The following is a 15,512-nucleotide window of genomic DNA, read 5'->3' as shown; positions in this document are numbered from 1 at the left end:
CTTGAGCCAACAAAGGTCTCTACTCGCCTGTCGTTCGCACCGCTACACCAACGAGGGCTTGAGCAAGTTCACCGCCTGACGGGCTACTATAATGCCCGTGCAACCAACACCAGCTGACTTCGCTGGGTATCTCCATTACTTAGTCAATTTTGAATCAACCATTGCGCTAAATCACCACCATTAAAACACCTGAGCACCCCTAATATCGCTTGACATTTTTGCCTCTCGGCTTCGCTCAGGGTTTTCCACACTATCTGTGGATAACCCTGTTCACAACCACTTCAAAACGTCCCACAATCGCCATGGGCAGTGGGCCAGCCTTAAATTGGTCATTTTTTGATCTAATGTAAGTCATTGTTTTTTAATGATTTAAGTTCTGTTCAATATTTTTTGCGTCAACAACAAGGGGTTGTGCACAACCTTGAAATCAGAATCGCAAAAGTGGACAAGTCAAGCATAAAATCGCCCAAAAAGTGGCGATTTGTAGCTTTTTTGTGAACGGCAGGAACGCAGAAATCCAGCAGATGAGAAGACTCATTGCCAGAAAAAACATTAGAAAGGGAGTAGTAAGTAGTGGCGTCCCATAGGGGGTTCGAACCCCTGTTACCGCCGTGAAAGGGCGGTGTCCTAGACCACTAGACGAATGGGACGTATAACACTAGACATATAACGCTAAAAGCGTGTCTTCCCGAGCAACTATTCACATGCTGCTGAATTGGTGGAGCCTAGCGGGATCGAACCGCTGACCTCAACACTGCCAGTGTTGCGCTCTCCCAGCTGAGCTAAGGCCCCACATGTCGCGAAGACGGAGCGTATAATACTGATTCCCCTGGCCTTCGTCAACATGAAAAACGCCAATTACTTAAAGATAAGAAATTGGCGCTAGCACTATCTCAATTGCGGTTAGCTGATGTTACTAAGCTCTTTCACAGAGCTCTTTCACAGAGCTCTTTCACGAAGCTATTTCACGAAACTCTTTTTCAAAGCGCTTCGCCTGTTTCTTAGAGACGCCACCCAACACCTCTATCGCGCTGCGCAGGCGAGCCCGGGTAACGTCGGAGCCAAGAATCGCCATGGCGTCCATAACCGAGGTGCTGGACGTACTGCCGGTAATCGCAATAAACACCGGCGCCAGGAACGCTTTCATTTTCAAATCAAAATGCTCGGACAGCAGCTTAACTTCGCTCAGTAGCGCCTCTTTATTCCAAGCGGAGACGCCTTCAAATCGCCAAACAAGGAACTGGAGCAGTTTTACCAGCTCCTCTTCCTCAAGCTTCACACTCTCAAACGACTCTTTAGTCAGTGCTGGCAAGCCCGAGAAGAAGTGCCCTGCCAACGGCATGACCTGGGAGAGCGTTTCTACCCGCGGCCGTACCTGCGGCAGAATCTGCTTAATATAGGCTTCATTGAAGGCCCACTCACGCAGCGCGCTTAACAGCGCATCGTCGTCCAGGTCTTCACGAATATAGACGCCGTTCAGCCAGGTCAGCTTCTCCAGGTCGAATACAGGGCCGCCTAACGAGACACGCTGCACATCAAATTCTGCCATCATTTCTTGCAGACTGAATTTCTCGCGCTCATCGGGCATTGACCAGCCCATCCGCCCCAAATAGTTGGTGACGGCCTGGGGTAAAAAGCCCATTCGACGGTAATAGTTGATCGACGTTGGGTTCTTGCGCTTGGAGAGTTTGGATTTATCCGGGTTGCGCAGCAGCGGCATATGACAAAGTTGCGGCATTTCCCAACCAAAATACTCATACAGCAACTGGTGCTTTGGTGCGGAGTTAATCCACTCCTCCCCACGCAACACATGAGTGATTGCCATTAAATGGTCGTCGACCACGTTGGCTAAATGGTAGGTAGGCATGCCATCTGATTTGAGCAAAATTTGCGCGTCTACCTGCGCCCACTCCACCTCGATTATGCCACGCAGCATGTCCTTAACAACGCACACGCCTTCGGCGGGCACATTCATGCGCACTACATAAGGCCAGCCCTCTTGCTCACGGCGCGCTTGCTCTTGTGCATCCAGCGCTAAATCTGCAGGTTTTAAGGCCAGCTGCAATCCTGCGGCTTTGCGTGTCTCACGCAGCTCATCCAGCTCTTCACTGGTGCGGTAGCACTTAAACGCATGACCGGCATCCAAAAGTTGTTGAGCGTGTTGGGCATAAATGTCGCCACGCTCGCTTTGCCGATATGGGCCATAGGGGCCACCCACATCAGGGCCTTCATCCCACTCAAGACCCAGCCAGCTCAATGAATCAAGAATCATCTGCTCTGATTCAGGCGTAGAACGCACCCGATCAGTGTCTTCAATACGAAGGATAAATTGGCCGCCATGCTGACGAGCAAAACATAGATTAAAAAGCGCGATGTAAGCCGTACCAACGTGGGGGTCCCCTGTCGGAGAAGGCGCGATGCGAGTACGTACGGTCATGAAAACGTCCTATTGGCAAAAATGCATAGCGTTATTATACGCACCTTAGGCGCAACCAACAGCGGCACCCAGGGAACAACTCGCGCAAGAAAGCGTCAGAGAAATTAACTCAACGTTATTTGTCCACTAATGCGCGCTAAAGCACAATCGCTTAGTATGGCACTGTAGCAACCCCTTGAGCGCATACCTCAAGACTGAAGCAGAGCAATAACGTATGTTCGTAGCGCCACTATTTATATTTTATATTGAAAAAGACGACTATAGTGGAAGACATTCACGAGCTTTTTAGCTCATCATCAGGAAAACGAAATGGAATCGCTAGGCTCACGGATCAAGCAACTGCGGCTTAGGGCCAAGCTCAACAAAGCTGCCCTTGCACGCAAAGTTGGCGTGTCAGATGTCACCATTTCTTATTGGGAATCCGGGGCGATCAAACAGATCGGTCACGAACGCTTAGTTGCGCTCGCTGACGCCCTCGACTGTTCCCTGGCAACACTATTGGAAGGTGATAGCGCACCCGAGCTATTAACGTTGACTCATACTGGTCCCCTCCCCTGGGAACAGGTACAGGCAACCACCATTAAAGTGCCCAGCCATTTGCCGTTGAACATCGACTGGAAAGCACCATGTGTGATGGCAACCCCTGGCCAAGGTACGGATTTTTCGCCCGTTAACGCTGGTGATTTACTGCTGCTCGGGCCTACCCATGTGTTTCATAAAGCGGGCCACTACGTGGTGCAACGCGATGATCGTTTCGTCATTGAGCACTTCGCCAAAGCCCCCAGTGACACATCGATTCATGCAGTACTATTAGCCCATTGGCATCCTGCCTAAAGCGTCTACCTCCCCGGACTCTCTAGCACCTCCACCTGGTCACGCGTTTGCCTTGGTTCACTCCCCACCAAGAAACGCTGTGAGTAGGTGGCCACTTGGCCCAGCCCATGGCGGGATTGGCTGACAAGCTCTCCCGCCAGGTGCTGGCCCTCGTGGCCAATACGCGCCTGCACGGCGACTGGCTGCACGCTGCCTTCCGAGACTTCCACGCGGACATCGTAGCCGCCATCGGGCAGCCCACTGCCAGAACCAAACGGGCCGGCTGCAAACTGGCCATTTTCGATTTGCGTTCTTGCCTGCCAACGCACCCGGCTGATCTCACGCTCGACTACAATGCGTACCTGGGTGCCATCCGGTAAGTTGCTTTTACCTTCCACCATTAAGCGCCGATCGCTGCGTAAGGCGACCTGCGTCGATATCTCGACAACAAGCGGCTCTACTTCCACCTCAGCAATTTCCGACTCAGTCACCGGGGCTTCAGGGGTGGCCTCAGGTTGCGCGGAGGAAACTGTGTCAGTTGACGGCTCCTCCATGTCGCTACAGCCTGCCAATAGCGCAACTACCACTACCAAAACGCCAACATTGCCTATTACCTTGCGCATACGAACTCCGAAACATTACTTGTCCTGCAGCTTACCACTGCATCGCCGCTACCACAGTCGAATACTCGACTTTGGTCCCGCTACACGCGCCGCTTCCGGTACAATGTGCTTATCGTGCTAACAAGACACTTTTAGGAGCAGCGGATTTGGACATCATCTGGTGGTTGGCATATGTAGCACTGGGCGGCTTTGTTGGCTTGATGGCAGGCTTATTAGGGATTGGCGGCGGTGGCATTATGGTGCCGATTTTAACGTCGCTATTTGTACTTCAAGGTGTGCCCCATGAACATCTCGCCCACTTGGCGTTAGGCACTGCCATGGCGTCTATTATTCCTGCGTCTACCGCCAGCCTGCTTTCCCACCATCGGCACAAGGCGGTACGCTGGGACATCGTGCGGTATATTACCCCCGGCATTTTAGTCGGCACGTTTTTAGCTACCTTTATCGCCGCGCTGATCCCCACCCGTAGCCTAGCCATCTTTTTCGCCTGTTTTATGGTGCTAATGTCGCTCCAGATGTTGGCAAACATCAAGCCCAAACCGAACCGCGGCCTACCTAGCCCAATGGGAGTAAGCGGTGTGGGCCTGGGCATCGGTGGTATTTCAGCGCTGGTGGCGATTGGTGGCGGCTCACTAACCGTGCCCTTCCTCACCTGGTGCAACGTCAAACTCCCCCGCGCGATTGGCACCTCGGCAGCCGTTGGGCTACCCATTGCCGTCGCTGGGGCGCTGGGTTACATCATTAATGGTTGGAGTACAGCCGGGCTGCCTAGTGCCGCGCTAGGCTATGTTTATCTTCCCGCGTTTCTACTAATGGCGCCGTTCAGCATTATAACCGCTCCGATTGGTGCCAAGCTCGCCCACAAGCTGCCCGTCGCGCTACTCAAGCGCGTATTCGCGTTTATGTTGATGGGACTGGCGCTGCAGATGGTGTATGCGGTGTTTACGGCGTGAGCTATACCTGCAGTATTAGGATAGAGACGCTGTAAGGCATTGCCAGATGAAAGGAAAGCAGCGTATTTCCGTGCCATAATATTCGGCCCGTTTGTAGGAGGCGGCATGGGCATTATTTTTGGTAATCGGGAATTTATTGACGAAACCACTCTCCCAGGGGCACAGGTTCAGCATTTTTCGCTAGCTGGGACTAACTACGGCGCGTTATTTATTCCTCGTCCCGCATGGGACGATAACACCGCTCTTAAAGTGACCCAGGAACTAGGCGTTCAGATCCCAGAAGATGCCTACGAGATCAAATTTGATACGCTTGATAGCCTATTGGATGACAACCCAGCCCATGGCTACCGTACTCGATATCAGTTAGGTCTAGCCCCTTACTCCTTAACTGAGTTGAATCTACTCGGCTCTGGCTTGCTAGAGTCCATTAGCCTGTTTGATTATGATATGCATGGCTCGGGCTATTATGGCTGTGCCGTTGATGACAATACTCAGCTGTGCCACTATTACAGAAGGCTTTATCGACGCTATGGAGCTTATTTCCTAGCTAGCGGTCTAACGCCCTATACCTCCCAGAGAGGAACATGCTATGCATTTATACGCGGATGAACACATCACACAGCAGCAGCGCAAGGCAGCAACCATTGAGGCCGCACGTAAGCGCTATCTTGCCGCACAACGGCAAGGCAATGTAAAAATCAGCCTGAGCGCTGAGGAAGCGCAGAAACGCGCTCAGAAGTCCGTTTTTCGCCTGTCCTAATTGTTAGCTTCAACCCCCCCCCCGACCACTCCACATGGTCGGGGATTTTTATTGCCGCATTAATCTGGCGAAACGTTTCCGCAACGCGTGCTCTTAGGCGACACCTTCAATATGGCAAAGTTGCCAGCAAGTTATTTCCCGTTACGCAATGTAATGACCACCTGCACCATCCAACGCCTCGCCTGCCTAACTCCCCCCTTAAACTGCTGCACAGTCGCAAAACAGCCCTAACTACCTCGGCCGACAATTGGCGGCAACGGAAGCCCAACCAGATAGACAAACCACAAATGGAAGAGGAACGCCAGCGCAGCCAACAGCTAATGGCCACCATGGACGCGCTATACGACGAATTGGGATGAGTTGATGGTGGCGTATACGAATGAGGGGGCGGCGAAACAAGCAGTAAGAAATATTTAGTTGAAAAAACATCAAGTTGCAAAAATCTAGATTGGGCTATAACAATGAAACACCTATTATTTTGCATAAAAATCCGTGAAAATGGGCTTCAAATTCGAAATTGCCAAATACACTAAATTGAGAGTCAATATGTCTTCGCCCCGCTCATTCGTTACTCCCCTACGCTACCCGGGAGGAAAGGCTCGCCTTGGTGAATGGTTGGGTAGTTTAATGCGGCACAATGGCATCAGTGGCGGTTCATATGTAGAGCCTTATGCAGGGGGTGCAGGTGCTGCTATCTACTTGTTAACACATGGTTATGTTAACAACATAATTATAAATGATGCTGATCCAGCAATTTATGCCTTCTGGTGGTCGATCTTAAATGATGACAAGTTTTTCTTCGATCTTTTTGAGAAAACTGAAATCAACATGGAAAGTTGGTATCAGCAAAAAAATATAGTTAACAATCCGGATGAACATAGTATAACCGAACTCGGATTTGCCACCTTTTTTCTAAACAGAACCAATAGGTCTGGAATAATATCAGCAGGTGTCATTGGGGGAAAAAAACAAGAAGGAAAATATAAGATTGACGCTCGTTATAACAAAGAAAAGCTTTTGAAAAGAATAAAGAGCATAAACTCCCTCAAAAATCACATAACTGTTTACAACTTGGACGCGTTAGAATTAGTAACAAAAAAACTCCATGAAGAAAACAGCAAATGCCTTGTTTATCTCGACCCCCCTTATTATGTCAAGGGCAGTCAATTATATAGAAACCATTATCAACCTGAAGATCACGCTAAAATTGCAGACACAGTAAGAAAAATCCGCCATCCCTGGCTAGTAACTTATGACAACTGCGATCCTATAAGGGCTCTATACTCTCAAGAACGGAATGTTGAATTTTCGCTACATTATTCTACGCACTTATCAAGACCAAATGCAACTGAAATCATGTTTTATGACAACTTAACATTGCACAACAGCCCTACACTCCGTCGTTAGGAAGGCTTAGCCCTCCAACAAATTCCTATATAAAATGAAACTTCATCCCATAGACTATTTAGAACTTGTCCCGTGGGATGAAATGATTCTGAATGAACATACTTCTGAATAGTTTTTATGTGGAGCATGCTTTCGGCAGTACGGGTTTGACGCATCACAACTTCATACTCATCCTTAGCTATAAACCCATTTTCCAGCATATGGTCAGCGACTTTAGCAACTTGCTTATGAAAATCTTGATCTTTTTTAACATCACTAAAATTATTACAATAATTTTCTGTACTAATTTCAATTAAAGCCCTTAATAGCATTGCAACTGCAATTGGCGTTCCCGGGGTACTTCTGCTACCGTTAGTTTTTAAACGTCGAAGCTCCGCTACGATATTCTTAGCCTTTGTATTAACGGTAGGAATTGGGATTCCATCCTTCCCTCTCGGAAACAGCCCGGGGCGTTCCCATGAGGCAGAACGAGTACCTTTAACTTGTGAACCGGTTCCAGCTGGCTTTTCAATTTCAGCATCATCAGAGCTAGTAGACTGACTATTATTAGATGCACTTTCGCGACTATTACCTGTTGCTTCATTTGAGTCTGAACTTTCTTGATTATTTATCTCTGACTCTCCTTCTGCTCTTGCTCCCGTATTAGAATTGCTATCAGCTTCATTTTCTAAATTAGCGTTTAGGCCAACACTTCCTCTTACTTCATATAGGTATGATTTAGCACTGTCTGGTGAAAAAACATCCCTTACAGGCTTACCACTACTAAAGTCCGAAATAACTTTAATTGCCATTAACTTTGCAGTAGCTTCTGGAACCATCAGCTTTAAAGCATCATCATCTTGCACTTCAAAGCCTAAAAAATTCATATTTTCTTTTGTAAAAAACCTGTGCAAACTAGTTATTGGAAAATCATCCTCAACAATTAAGCCCTTGGATTCGGCCCAAAGTAAATATTTTCCAGCTCGTCTATAATCTGTTGAACCATTATGATTCAACGAAAAAACAGCTTTCATATAAGCAGCCCAAGAGAGTTGCCCAGCTCCTCCCATAGCTCCAGAGTGTCTTGCAATAACCTCCTTCTCTAAAGACTGTATATCACCACTTGAAAGACACTCAACTTTATCTAATATGTTATCTTTGAATTCATCTGCAATTCTTTTTATTTTCAGCTTCAAGTATTCTACAGGGCATCTTTCAGGGTGCCTTAGCAGCTTAAGTGCTGTCGTACGCCTATTACCATCCCATACTAACCACTCCCCATTATCTAAAGGCTGAACCAAAATGGGCATAGTTGTTAATCCATTTTCAGCGATATCCTGTATCAGCGTAAGCATTTGCTCTTCTTTGGCCAATATTTTTCAATACAGTCTCGCTGATCAGCTCCGGTTCTGATACGTGCATTTCCAACGTCTAGCAACAAATCATCAACAGAAATTTCTTTATTAGTAAAATTACGTCTACTCACTTTGCCCCCGATATTTTTAATATAATGATTAAAATAGACTTTGAGACTTGCTCAACGGTTATTTATCAAACCACCCGCCCAATCCGAATCTCACACCGCCCCAGAATCTCCATATTATGCATATCCAGGCGGCTTGATAATTTCCGGCTGGTAGTGGTCGTTGACGCTGATTAGGTACAGCGCACCGCCCGCCAGGCGCTGTACTCGTCAGATCCGTCGCTCGCCACTTACCAGCAGTATGAACACGCCTTCCTATTTTGGGACGCGGCATTTTTGTACCAACCATTTACTAACCTTAAGAAAGCCTAACCCATCAATAAGGCTAGCACCATTCTCCAAAGGCACATTTACAGCGCTATTTCATGGCATTGCTGGGTGATAACCAACCTAATCTGCGGCGCAAGCGCTCTGGCAACTACCCTGCTATGTGCTGGGCGCCCTTTCTTACGTACAATAGCGCGCATACAACACGCTACTTGTGAGAAAGCTCTCAAGGTGTACTAGGTTTTTTAGGCATCAGCTGCCCTCACTGCTTGGTACATCAGGTGCGTTAATTACGGTTTTAAGAGGCAATAGGGCTGCATCCAGTGCAGCCAACAGTGTTATTAAATGACTAATTTAATTAAAGAAAATAGTGAAGATCGTGGGCGGCTTTTTTCTGTGGCCCCGATGATGGACTGGACGACCCGCGACTACAGAGCTTTCGCACGTACCTTAACCAAGCGGACGCTGCTGTATACCGAGATGGTGACGACCGGTGCTATTTTGCACGGAACGCCCCGTGAGCGCTTTTTGGGCTACAGCGAAGTGGAGCATCCGCTTGCGCTGCAGTTGGGCGGCAGCGATGCCGGTGAGCTGGCGGAGTGCGCGGCGATTGCCGAGGCGTGGGGTTATGACGAGGTCAACCTGAACGTGGGTTGTCCGAGCGACCGCGTGCAGAACAATATGATTGGCGCATGCTTGATGGGTTACCCCGAAAAGGTCGCGGATGCAGTGCGGGCGATGCAGGCGGTGGTGTCTATTCCGGTCACGGTGAAGTGCCGTATTGGCATCGATGACCAGGATGAGGACGCTGACCTCGAGCGGTTTATCGCGATCGTCGCGGACGCAGGCTGTGAGGTGTTTACCGTTCACGCCCGTAAGGCGTGGCTACAGGGGTTGTCGCCTAAGCAGAACCGCGATGTGCCGCCGCTTAACTACCCACGCGTTCATCGTTTAAAGCAGAGCCGGCCCGAGCTACATATCGGTATTAACGGCGGCATTAAAACGCTGGCCGAGTGCCGTGAACAGCTCACCCAGGTGGATAGCGTGATGGTGGGGCGTGAGGCGTATCAAAACCCTTGGCTACTGGCAGGCGTCGATGAACAGCTGTTTGGTGAGCAAGGCCCGGCAGCGAGCCGCTTGGGTGCCGCGAAGGCTTTTCGGCCTTATATTCAGCAGCGCTTGGATGAAGGCGCGAAGCTGAATCATATTACCCGCCACCTGCTGGGATTGTTTCAGGGTTGCCCTGGCGGCAGGCGCTTTCGGCGTCATTTGTCGGAACACGCCCATAAAGAGGGCGCAGGATTGCGCCTATTTGATGACGCGCTTAGCTTGGTAAACGAGCCCGAGTGCGTTGTATAAGTGCATTGTATAAAAAACCCGCTACGCAAGCGTAGCGGGTTCGTTTTCCTACTAGCGTAAGCTTACTGACCGTTTTCCCGGCGGTTCGCCATTACGCCCTGCTCGACACGCTCGCCGATCGTTTGGTCGACGTTTTTCCAGTACTCAAATACCCGTGATAGCACCGGCTCTTCAACGCCATCGGAAACGTGACCCACAATGTTGTTTACCAATCGGTCGCGGGCAGCATCATCCATTACCTTATTGACTAGGTCATTGGCTTGATTGAAGTCGCCATCGCCCGGGCGCAGCGTGTACGCGGCGCGAACCAACTCGCCGTCCGTCTCCCAAACCGCCTCTTCCGGATACCTTTCCGGATTGGCGTGCGCGCCCCCTTTGCTATTAGGTGCGTACACCGGGTCGGTGGAGTGGGCAATACGCATCTGACCACCTTGGCTGTAGCTGTTAACCGGGACCTTGGGTGCGTTAACGGGAATATGTTGGTAGTTCACCCCTAAACGCGCGCGGTGCGCATCAGCGTAGGAGATTACCCGCGCCAAGAGCATTTTATCCGGCGAGAAACCGGTGCCCGGTACCGAGTTGCTGGGCTGAAACGCTGCCTGTTCGATTTGGCTGTGGAAATCGACGGGGTTGCGATCCAACGTCATCTTACCGACTTCTTGCAGCGGGTAGTCGCCGTGCGGCCATACCTTGGTCAAATCGAAGGGGTTGATGTGGTAGGTCTTGGCATCTTCAAACGGCATAATCTGAACTTGCAGCGTCCAGGTGGGATAATCCCCGCGTTTGATGGCATCGAACAGGTCGCGGCGATGGTAGTCGGCATCCGCCCCCGCCATCTTATCGGCCTGTTCCTGGGTCATGCACTTAATGCCCTGGTCCGTCTTGAAGTGGTACTTCACCCAAAAGCGCTCGCCTGCAGCGTTGACCCACATATAGGTATGGCTTGAATAGCCGTTCATGTGGCGCCAACTGGCAGGGATACCACGATCGCCCATTAGCCAGGTCACCTGGTGGGCAGATTGCGGCGAAAGCGTCCAGAAGTCCCACTGCATATCGTGATCACGCAAGCCGTTATCCGCTCGACGCTTTTGTGAGTGAATAAAGTGCTGGAATTTGAGCGGATCGCGAACGAAAAACACAGGGGTATTATTACCCACCATGTCGAAGTTGCCCTCTTCGGTGTAGAACTTCAGCGAGAAGCCACGAGGATCGCGCCAAGTGTCCGGACTACCTGCCTCACCGGCCACCGTCGAGAAACGAGCCAACATCTCGGTTTTCTTGCCCGGCTGGAGAAAGTCCGCCTTGGTGTATTGGCTAACGTCGTGAGTTACTTGGAAGTGACCAAAGGCGCCACTCCCTTTTGCGTGGGGCTGACGATTCGGAATCATTTCCCGGTTAAAGGCAGCCATCTGCTCCATCAAATAGTGATCATGCAGAACGATCGGCCCATCGGGGCCTACTGAAAGTGAATGTTCATCACTGCTAACCGGTATACCCGCATCCGTTGTGGTGTGTTTTGGTTTATCGCTCGTCATCGCTTTTCCTCCATGTCACGGTAGACGTGGCATATGATCGCCACTCGTTCTAGTACGATGAAAGCTTGGCTATTTATCCTCATTGTTGTCATTTTCATAGCCGCTAACAAAGCCCATCATAGGTATAGTCAACGAGTCGCTAACTTGCCATTCGCAAAGGCTATCGCTTGCCTATTAGCTCAATAGTTTTCACTTATTAACAGGCATTAAGAGAACGAATCAGTGGGTGGCACTAAGCTGGAATTAAAGCTTTCAACGGCGGTTTCGGCCTCTTCAATTTCATCAAAACGGGCAATGTGAAATAGCGCTTCGCCTTCATTAGCCAGCGGCAAACGGCTCATACCAATCACGATACCGTCAGCAACGGAGCGAACTTCGCCCTCGTCATTACCAAAGGGGTCTGCCACTTTGCCCAGCACTTCGCCTTTGGCAACCCGCGCGCCCAGGCGCACCTTGGGGCGCAAAATGCCATCGATCGGCGCCCGCGCCCAGCTTGAACCATTGGCCAGTTCCGCGGGTGCTGGCGTGCGCCGGCGCTGCTCGCCGGTCAGCATGCCTAGGCGCCGCATAACCCGCAGTACGCCGCGCACCCCGGGGGCAATTGCCCACTCGTCAAAACGCAGCGCTTCGCCTGCTTCATAGGTCAATACCGGAATGCCGCGAGTCTGGGCGTAATGGCGAAGGCTGCCTTCACGCAGTTCAGCATTGAGTACCACGGGCGCCCCGAAGGCATCGGCCATACGCTCGGTTTCACTGCCTGGACGCAATTGAGCGCGGATTTGCGGCAGGTTAGTGCGATGAATGGCGCCTGTGTGTAGATCAATAATATGGGTGGCGTGATCGACGATTTGTTCGCGAAACAGCGCGGCAATGCGCCCGCCTAGCGAACCCGACTCACTGCCTGGAAAGCAGCGATTGAGATCGCGCCGATCGGGTAAATAGCGTGTTTGCTGTAAGAAACCAAACACATTCACCACCGGCACAGCGATTAAAGTGCCGCGAATGCTATTAATCGCTTTCGCGCGTAGCACCCGGCGAACAATTTCCACCCCGTTGATTTCATCGCCGTGAATGCCGCCACATACCAACAGTACAGGGCCATCCTTACGACCATGAACCACTTCCACAGGAATGTGCAGCGGCGTATGGGTATATAAACGCGCGACCGGTACATCAACTTGTAAGCGTTGGCCGGGCATGATGGTATGTTCGCCCAACTGAAAAGGAGCTCGCGCCATGCTTTATGTCCTGTTTTTTAATCGTTTATCTTCGCGACGTTCGTGCGATTAGCGCCTAGTGTCAATGACTGTTTATACGCTTTCACTGGCAAAATGACGAATTTGTTAACTTACGTTATGCGTTGAGTCATTTATCCATACAGTTTTGAATGTAAATACGCACGCGCTTAGGTTAAAATGTGACCATACAGTGTCAATCAAGAGGTTGCGTTTACATGGCAAGAAAGACCAAAGCTGAAGCCGCCGCTACTCGCGAAGCGTTGCTTGAAGCTGCAGAAGAGGTATTTTTTGCCAAAGGCGTGGCACGCACATCGCTTGAGCAAATTGCTCGCCATGCGGGCCTCACCCGCGGTGCCGTCTATTGGCATTTCAAGAATAAAGGCGACCTGTTCATGGCATTGGTTGAACAGGTACGCATGCCCTTCCAGTCGTTAATGGATGAAGTCGACAAAACGGACACCGCCCTATCACCGTTAGAAGCGATACGTCTTGCCTGCCATGCGGGCTTAGTGCGCCTCGAACAACCGTCGTACCAACGGATACTGTCGATTTTACTGCACCGCTGCGAGTTCTTCAGCGACATTAATCCGCTTGATATGCAAGAAGAGATCGGCAACGAGTGTTTCCAGGAAATGCTGCTGGTCTTTGTACTGGCTGAAGAGCAGCAACTATTGCGTGAAGATCTAAGCCCAGAAGTCGCAACACGGCTAATGCAATCGATGTTGGGGGGACTTTTCCATGACTGGCTGCGCAATCCCGAGGCCTTTTCCATTCGTGAACGCGGCGGAGAACTAATCGACACCTTCATCCGAATGATGCAGCGCTAAAAAGTTAATCACGCTATCGCTGCAATGCAGCAAGTATGCTAATACTGGCACTATTGATAGACGTGTGAGCACACTATGGATGCCCTGGAGTTTGTCCGCGTACGCGAATTAGAAGTCGCCGTACGCATCTGGAACCCCTCTGCCCCCCGCACGCTTATCGCCTGGCATGGTCTTGCTCGCCACGGCGGCGACTTTAGTGCACTGGCGCGTGAACTGGGCAGCGAATGGCGTATTCTTGCCCCAGACACGCCAGGCCGCGGGTTATCAAGCTGGTCGTTATTCCCGGCTCACGACTATCTTTATAGCCATTACGTAACGGTCGCCATTGCGCTATTGGATCACTTTAACCTCGACCATGTTGATTGGTTGGGTACTTCGATGGGTGGCCTTTTAGGCATGCTGATCGCTGCTGATTCAGAACACAGCGCGCGCATTTCTCGGCTAATCCTGAACGATGTAGGGCCTGAACTGAACAAACAGGGCCTGGTGGCGCTTTCCAGCTACTTTGGCGTTGCACATCGCTTCTCTAGCTTTAGCGAACTTCAGCAAGAACTCAATCAGCACTACGCCAGCTTTGGGATTACCAGTGAAGCCGCTTGGCGCGAACTCGCGCTCAGTAGCGCCCGTAGACTACCTGACGGCAGTTGGACTTATCACTTTGATCCGCGTATTGGCGAGCAGTTTGTGCATGATACACCACGCGACACCTGGAGCGATTGGGCCAACATTCGCTGCCCAGTGATGGTTATTCGTGGCGAGGAATCGACGCTGCTAGATGCAGAAACACTGCCGAGAATGGCTGAAACACAGCCAACGCTTGTCACCTTGACCGTGCCTAACTGTGGTCATGCGCCCATGCTGGATAAGCCTGCCCAGGTAAACCCTATTCGGCACTTTTTAAAACGCCCCAATCCAGGCTCCTCTTCCCCTCTTGCCAGTTCAACACACACCGCCACTGGCTGGCAGCACGTGGTGCAGTGGCTGGCTCAGCAGTGGCGGCGATTGAAGTAAACACTCTCTGCGCGTGTCTCCTCAGTGAGAAGCCGAATAATGGCTAGTAGTGTGACGCTTTTTGCTTAACCGCAGTCTGTTCAAACGTATGCGTGCCTCCAGGTACTCTTGCTCAGAAACACTGCGGTATGCCCCCTCTTCAGGTAAGTACTTCACTAGCACCCGACGCTCGCCCTCTGCAGGCAGTGCATCTTGCTTACTTAGCAGCTTCACCGCGCTACTGGGCTCATTGTCGATCACTGCATAAGCCTGTTCGCCCTCGCCTTGGCGCTCGGTCACCACCACCGTTTGGCCCAGCAAACACCGCCGGGTAAAGGGGTGATAGCGATGTAGTCCGCGGTGTAAAACGTGGCAAAGCCCAGCTGACACGGGCGAAGCAATCACCAGCGAACCCCAGAGCACCAGCACGCCGACAGGAATACGTATTAAACCCAGCGGCAACCAGCGCAACACCAGCAGTTCGATCGCGATGGTGAGTGCTGCAGCAATCGCCAGGATGACCGTTAATGCCAGCGTCGCGGGTACGCCCGCAAAGCCTAAAGAGACTAACGTACTTGCCAGATGATCCTCTTTTAGGCTATCGCGCTCAAACAGTTCCAAGGGGGCTAAACGGATAATAACTAATAGCCAGTAGAGCGCTAACAGCCCGAGTAGAAACGTAAACACAACGCTTGGGAATTGCATCGCTGCGTGCAGTAGCTCGTTCATGACGTCCTCCTCCATCGGTACTTAGCCGACGATGTATTATTCTTTTAGCTTAGTCGACGTTAGCCTTTCTGCACCAATTTTACTTTGATTTAAATTATCACGACAAAAAAAG

Annotated in this window: 14 protein-coding genes and 2 tRNA genes; 8 read left to right on the top strand and 8 right to left on the bottom strand. The window is 50.8% G+C overall.

The annotated features are described in order from the left end of the window. Window positions 1-574: 574 nt before the first annotated feature. The 3 genes from ACXUPB_RS05970 to gltX all read right to left on the bottom strand — a co-directional run bounded on the left by ACXUPB_RS05970 (window position 575) and on the right by gltX (window position 2,437). A tRNA-Glu gene (locus ACXUPB_RS05970) sits at window positions 575-650 on the bottom strand. A gap of 66 nt (window positions 651-716) precedes the next feature. Next, window positions 717-792, bottom strand: a tRNA-Ala gene (locus ACXUPB_RS05965). A 160-nt stretch (window positions 793-952) separates the two neighbouring features. Next, window positions 953-2,437 carry a glutamate--tRNA ligase gene (gene gltX, locus ACXUPB_RS05960; RefSeq protein WP_179915251.1) on the bottom strand — a complete coding sequence of 495 codons (1,485 nt, stop codon included), beginning with the start codon at window positions 2,435-2,437 and terminating at the stop codon, window positions 953-955. Between the two features lie 309 nt (window positions 2,438-2,746). Here gltX and ACXUPB_RS05955 point away from each other — a divergent pair, with 309 nt between their 5' ends. After that, window positions 2,747-3,271 (top strand): helix-turn-helix domain-containing protein, encoded by a 525-nt coding sequence (locus tag ACXUPB_RS05955; protein ID WP_035563045.1) that lies wholly within the window; start codon window positions 2,747-2,749, stop codon window positions 3,269-3,271. 5 nt (window positions 3,272-3,276) lie between these two features. Here the strand turns inward: ACXUPB_RS05955 and ACXUPB_RS05950 are convergent, their stop codons facing one another. Continuing rightward, window positions 3,277-3,873, bottom strand: a complete 597-nt coding sequence (locus ACXUPB_RS05950; protein ID WP_035563044.1) for a hypothetical protein — start codon at window positions 3,871-3,873, stop codon at window positions 3,277-3,279. 146 nt (window positions 3,874-4,019) lie between these two features. Between ACXUPB_RS05950 and ACXUPB_RS05945 the strand changes: the two genes are divergently transcribed. From ACXUPB_RS05945 to ACXUPB_RS05930, 4 genes are all read left to right on the top strand, one after another. Next, entirely contained in the window at window positions 4,020-4,826 is an 807-nt protein-coding gene (locus ACXUPB_RS05945) for a sulfite exporter TauE/SafE family protein (protein ID WP_035563041.1), read from the top strand. Between the two features lie 105 nt (window positions 4,827-4,931). Then, window positions 4,932-5,435, top strand: a complete 504-nt coding sequence (locus tag ACXUPB_RS05940) for a hypothetical protein (protein ID WP_339934030.1) — start codon at window positions 4,932-4,934, stop codon at window positions 5,433-5,435. Then, complete coding sequence (locus ACXUPB_RS05935; protein WP_158414217.1) at window positions 5,416-5,586, top strand: hypothetical protein; 171 nt, start codon at window positions 5,416-5,418, stop codon at window positions 5,584-5,586. The genes ACXUPB_RS05940 and ACXUPB_RS05935 overlap by 20 nt, the downstream gene beginning before the upstream one ends. Before the next feature lie 546 nt (window positions 5,587-6,132). Then, on the top strand, window positions 6,133-6,993 hold the full coding sequence (locus ACXUPB_RS05930) for a DNA adenine methylase (protein WP_035559709.1): 861 nt from the start codon (window positions 6,133-6,135) through the stop codon (window positions 6,991-6,993). Here ACXUPB_RS05930 and ACXUPB_RS05925 read toward each other — a convergent pair. Then, window positions 6,990-8,345: a ParB N-terminal domain-containing protein gene (locus ACXUPB_RS05925; protein WP_144408604.1), complete on the bottom strand. Its 1,356-nt coding sequence runs from the start codon at window positions 8,343-8,345 to the stop codon at window positions 6,990-6,992. The two genes, ACXUPB_RS05930 and ACXUPB_RS05925, sit on opposite strands and share 4 nt — an antisense overlap. Window positions 8,346-9,067: 722 nt before the next feature. Here ACXUPB_RS05925 and dusA point away from each other — a divergent pair. Next, window positions 9,068-10,081, top strand: a complete 1,014-nt coding sequence (gene dusA / locus ACXUPB_RS05920) for a tRNA dihydrouridine(20/20a) synthase DusA (RefSeq protein WP_339934028.1) — start codon at window positions 9,068-9,070, stop codon at window positions 10,079-10,081. Window positions 10,082-10,143: 62 nt separating this feature from the next. On the opposite strand, the gene ACXUPB_RS05915 is transcribed toward dusA, so the two are convergent. After that, window positions 10,144-11,616: a catalase gene (locus ACXUPB_RS05915; RefSeq protein ID WP_339934027.1), complete on the bottom strand. Its 1,473-nt coding sequence runs from the start codon at window positions 11,614-11,616 to the stop codon at window positions 10,144-10,146. Window positions 11,617-11,822: 206 nt separating this feature from the next. Further along, window positions 11,823-12,854 carry a succinylglutamate desuccinylase/aspartoacylase family protein gene (locus ACXUPB_RS05910; protein ID WP_472955864.1) on the bottom strand — a complete coding sequence of 344 codons (1,032 nt, stop codon included), beginning with the start codon at window positions 12,852-12,854 and terminating at the stop codon, window positions 11,823-11,825. Window positions 12,855-13,069: 215 nt separating this feature from the next. On the opposite strand from ACXUPB_RS05910, the gene ACXUPB_RS05905 reads away from it, so the two are divergent. Further along, on the top strand, window positions 13,070-13,681 hold the full coding sequence (locus ACXUPB_RS05905; protein WP_472955863.1) for a TetR family transcriptional regulator: 612 nt from the start codon (window positions 13,070-13,072) through the stop codon (window positions 13,679-13,681). Between the two features lie 75 nt (window positions 13,682-13,756). Beyond that, on the top strand, window positions 13,757-14,692 hold the full coding sequence (locus ACXUPB_RS05900; RefSeq protein ID WP_339934025.1) for an alpha/beta fold hydrolase: 936 nt from the start codon (window positions 13,757-13,759) through the stop codon (window positions 14,690-14,692). A 21-nt stretch (window positions 14,693-14,713) separates the two neighbouring features. Here ACXUPB_RS05900 and ACXUPB_RS05895 read toward each other — a convergent pair whose 3' ends face one another. Further along, on the bottom strand, window positions 14,714-15,400 hold the full coding sequence (locus ACXUPB_RS05895) for a hypothetical protein (protein ID WP_339934024.1): 687 nt from the start codon (window positions 15,398-15,400) through the stop codon (window positions 14,714-14,716). Window positions 15,401-15,512: the final 112 nt, after the last annotated feature.

Source organism: Vreelandella sp. DA03-1M, from assembly GCF_055725665.1.
This window is presented reverse-complemented; position numbering and strand designations above follow the sequence as displayed.

Excerpts from the sequence above, each read along its gene's own strand:
- gltX (WP_179915251.1), bottom strand. The coding sequence starts at position 2,437 with ATGACCGTACGTACTCGCATCGCGCCTTCTCCGACAGGGGACCCCCAC.
- ACXUPB_RS05955 (WP_035563045.1), top strand. The coding sequence starts at position 2,747 with ATGGAATCGCTAGGCTCACGGATCAAGCAACTGCGGCTTAGGGCCAAG.
- ACXUPB_RS05950 (WP_035563044.1), bottom strand. The coding sequence starts at position 3,873 with ATGCGCAAGGTAATAGGCAATGTTGGCGTTTTGGTAGTGGTAGTTGCG.
- ACXUPB_RS05940 (WP_339934030.1), top strand. The coding sequence starts at position 4,932 with ATGGGCATTATTTTTGGTAATCGGGAATTTATTGACGAAACCACTCTC.
- ACXUPB_RS05935 (WP_158414217.1), top strand. The coding sequence starts at position 5,416 with ATGCATTTATACGCGGATGAACACATCACACAGCAGCAGCGCAAGGCA.
- ACXUPB_RS05930 (WP_035559709.1), top strand. The coding sequence starts at position 6,133 with ATGTCTTCGCCCCGCTCATTCGTTACTCCCCTACGCTACCCGGGAGGA.
- dusA (WP_339934028.1), top strand. The coding sequence starts at position 9,068 with ATGACTAATTTAATTAAAGAAAATAGTGAAGATCGTGGGCGGCTTTTT.
- ACXUPB_RS05915 (WP_339934027.1), bottom strand. The coding sequence starts at position 11,616 with ATGACGAGCGATAAACCAAAACACACCACAACGGATGCGGGTATACCG.
- ACXUPB_RS05910 (WP_472955864.1), bottom strand. The coding sequence starts at position 12,854 with ATGGCGCGAGCTCCTTTTCAGTTGGGCGAACATACCATCATGCCCGGC.
- ACXUPB_RS05905 (WP_472955863.1), top strand. The coding sequence starts at position 13,070 with ATGGCAAGAAAGACCAAAGCTGAAGCCGCCGCTACTCGCGAAGCGTTG.
- ACXUPB_RS05900 (WP_339934025.1), top strand. The coding sequence starts at position 13,757 with ATGGATGCCCTGGAGTTTGTCCGCGTACGCGAATTAGAAGTCGCCGTA.
- ACXUPB_RS05895 (WP_339934024.1), bottom strand. The coding sequence starts at position 15,400 with ATGAACGAGCTACTGCACGCAGCGATGCAATTCCCAAGCGTTGTGTTT.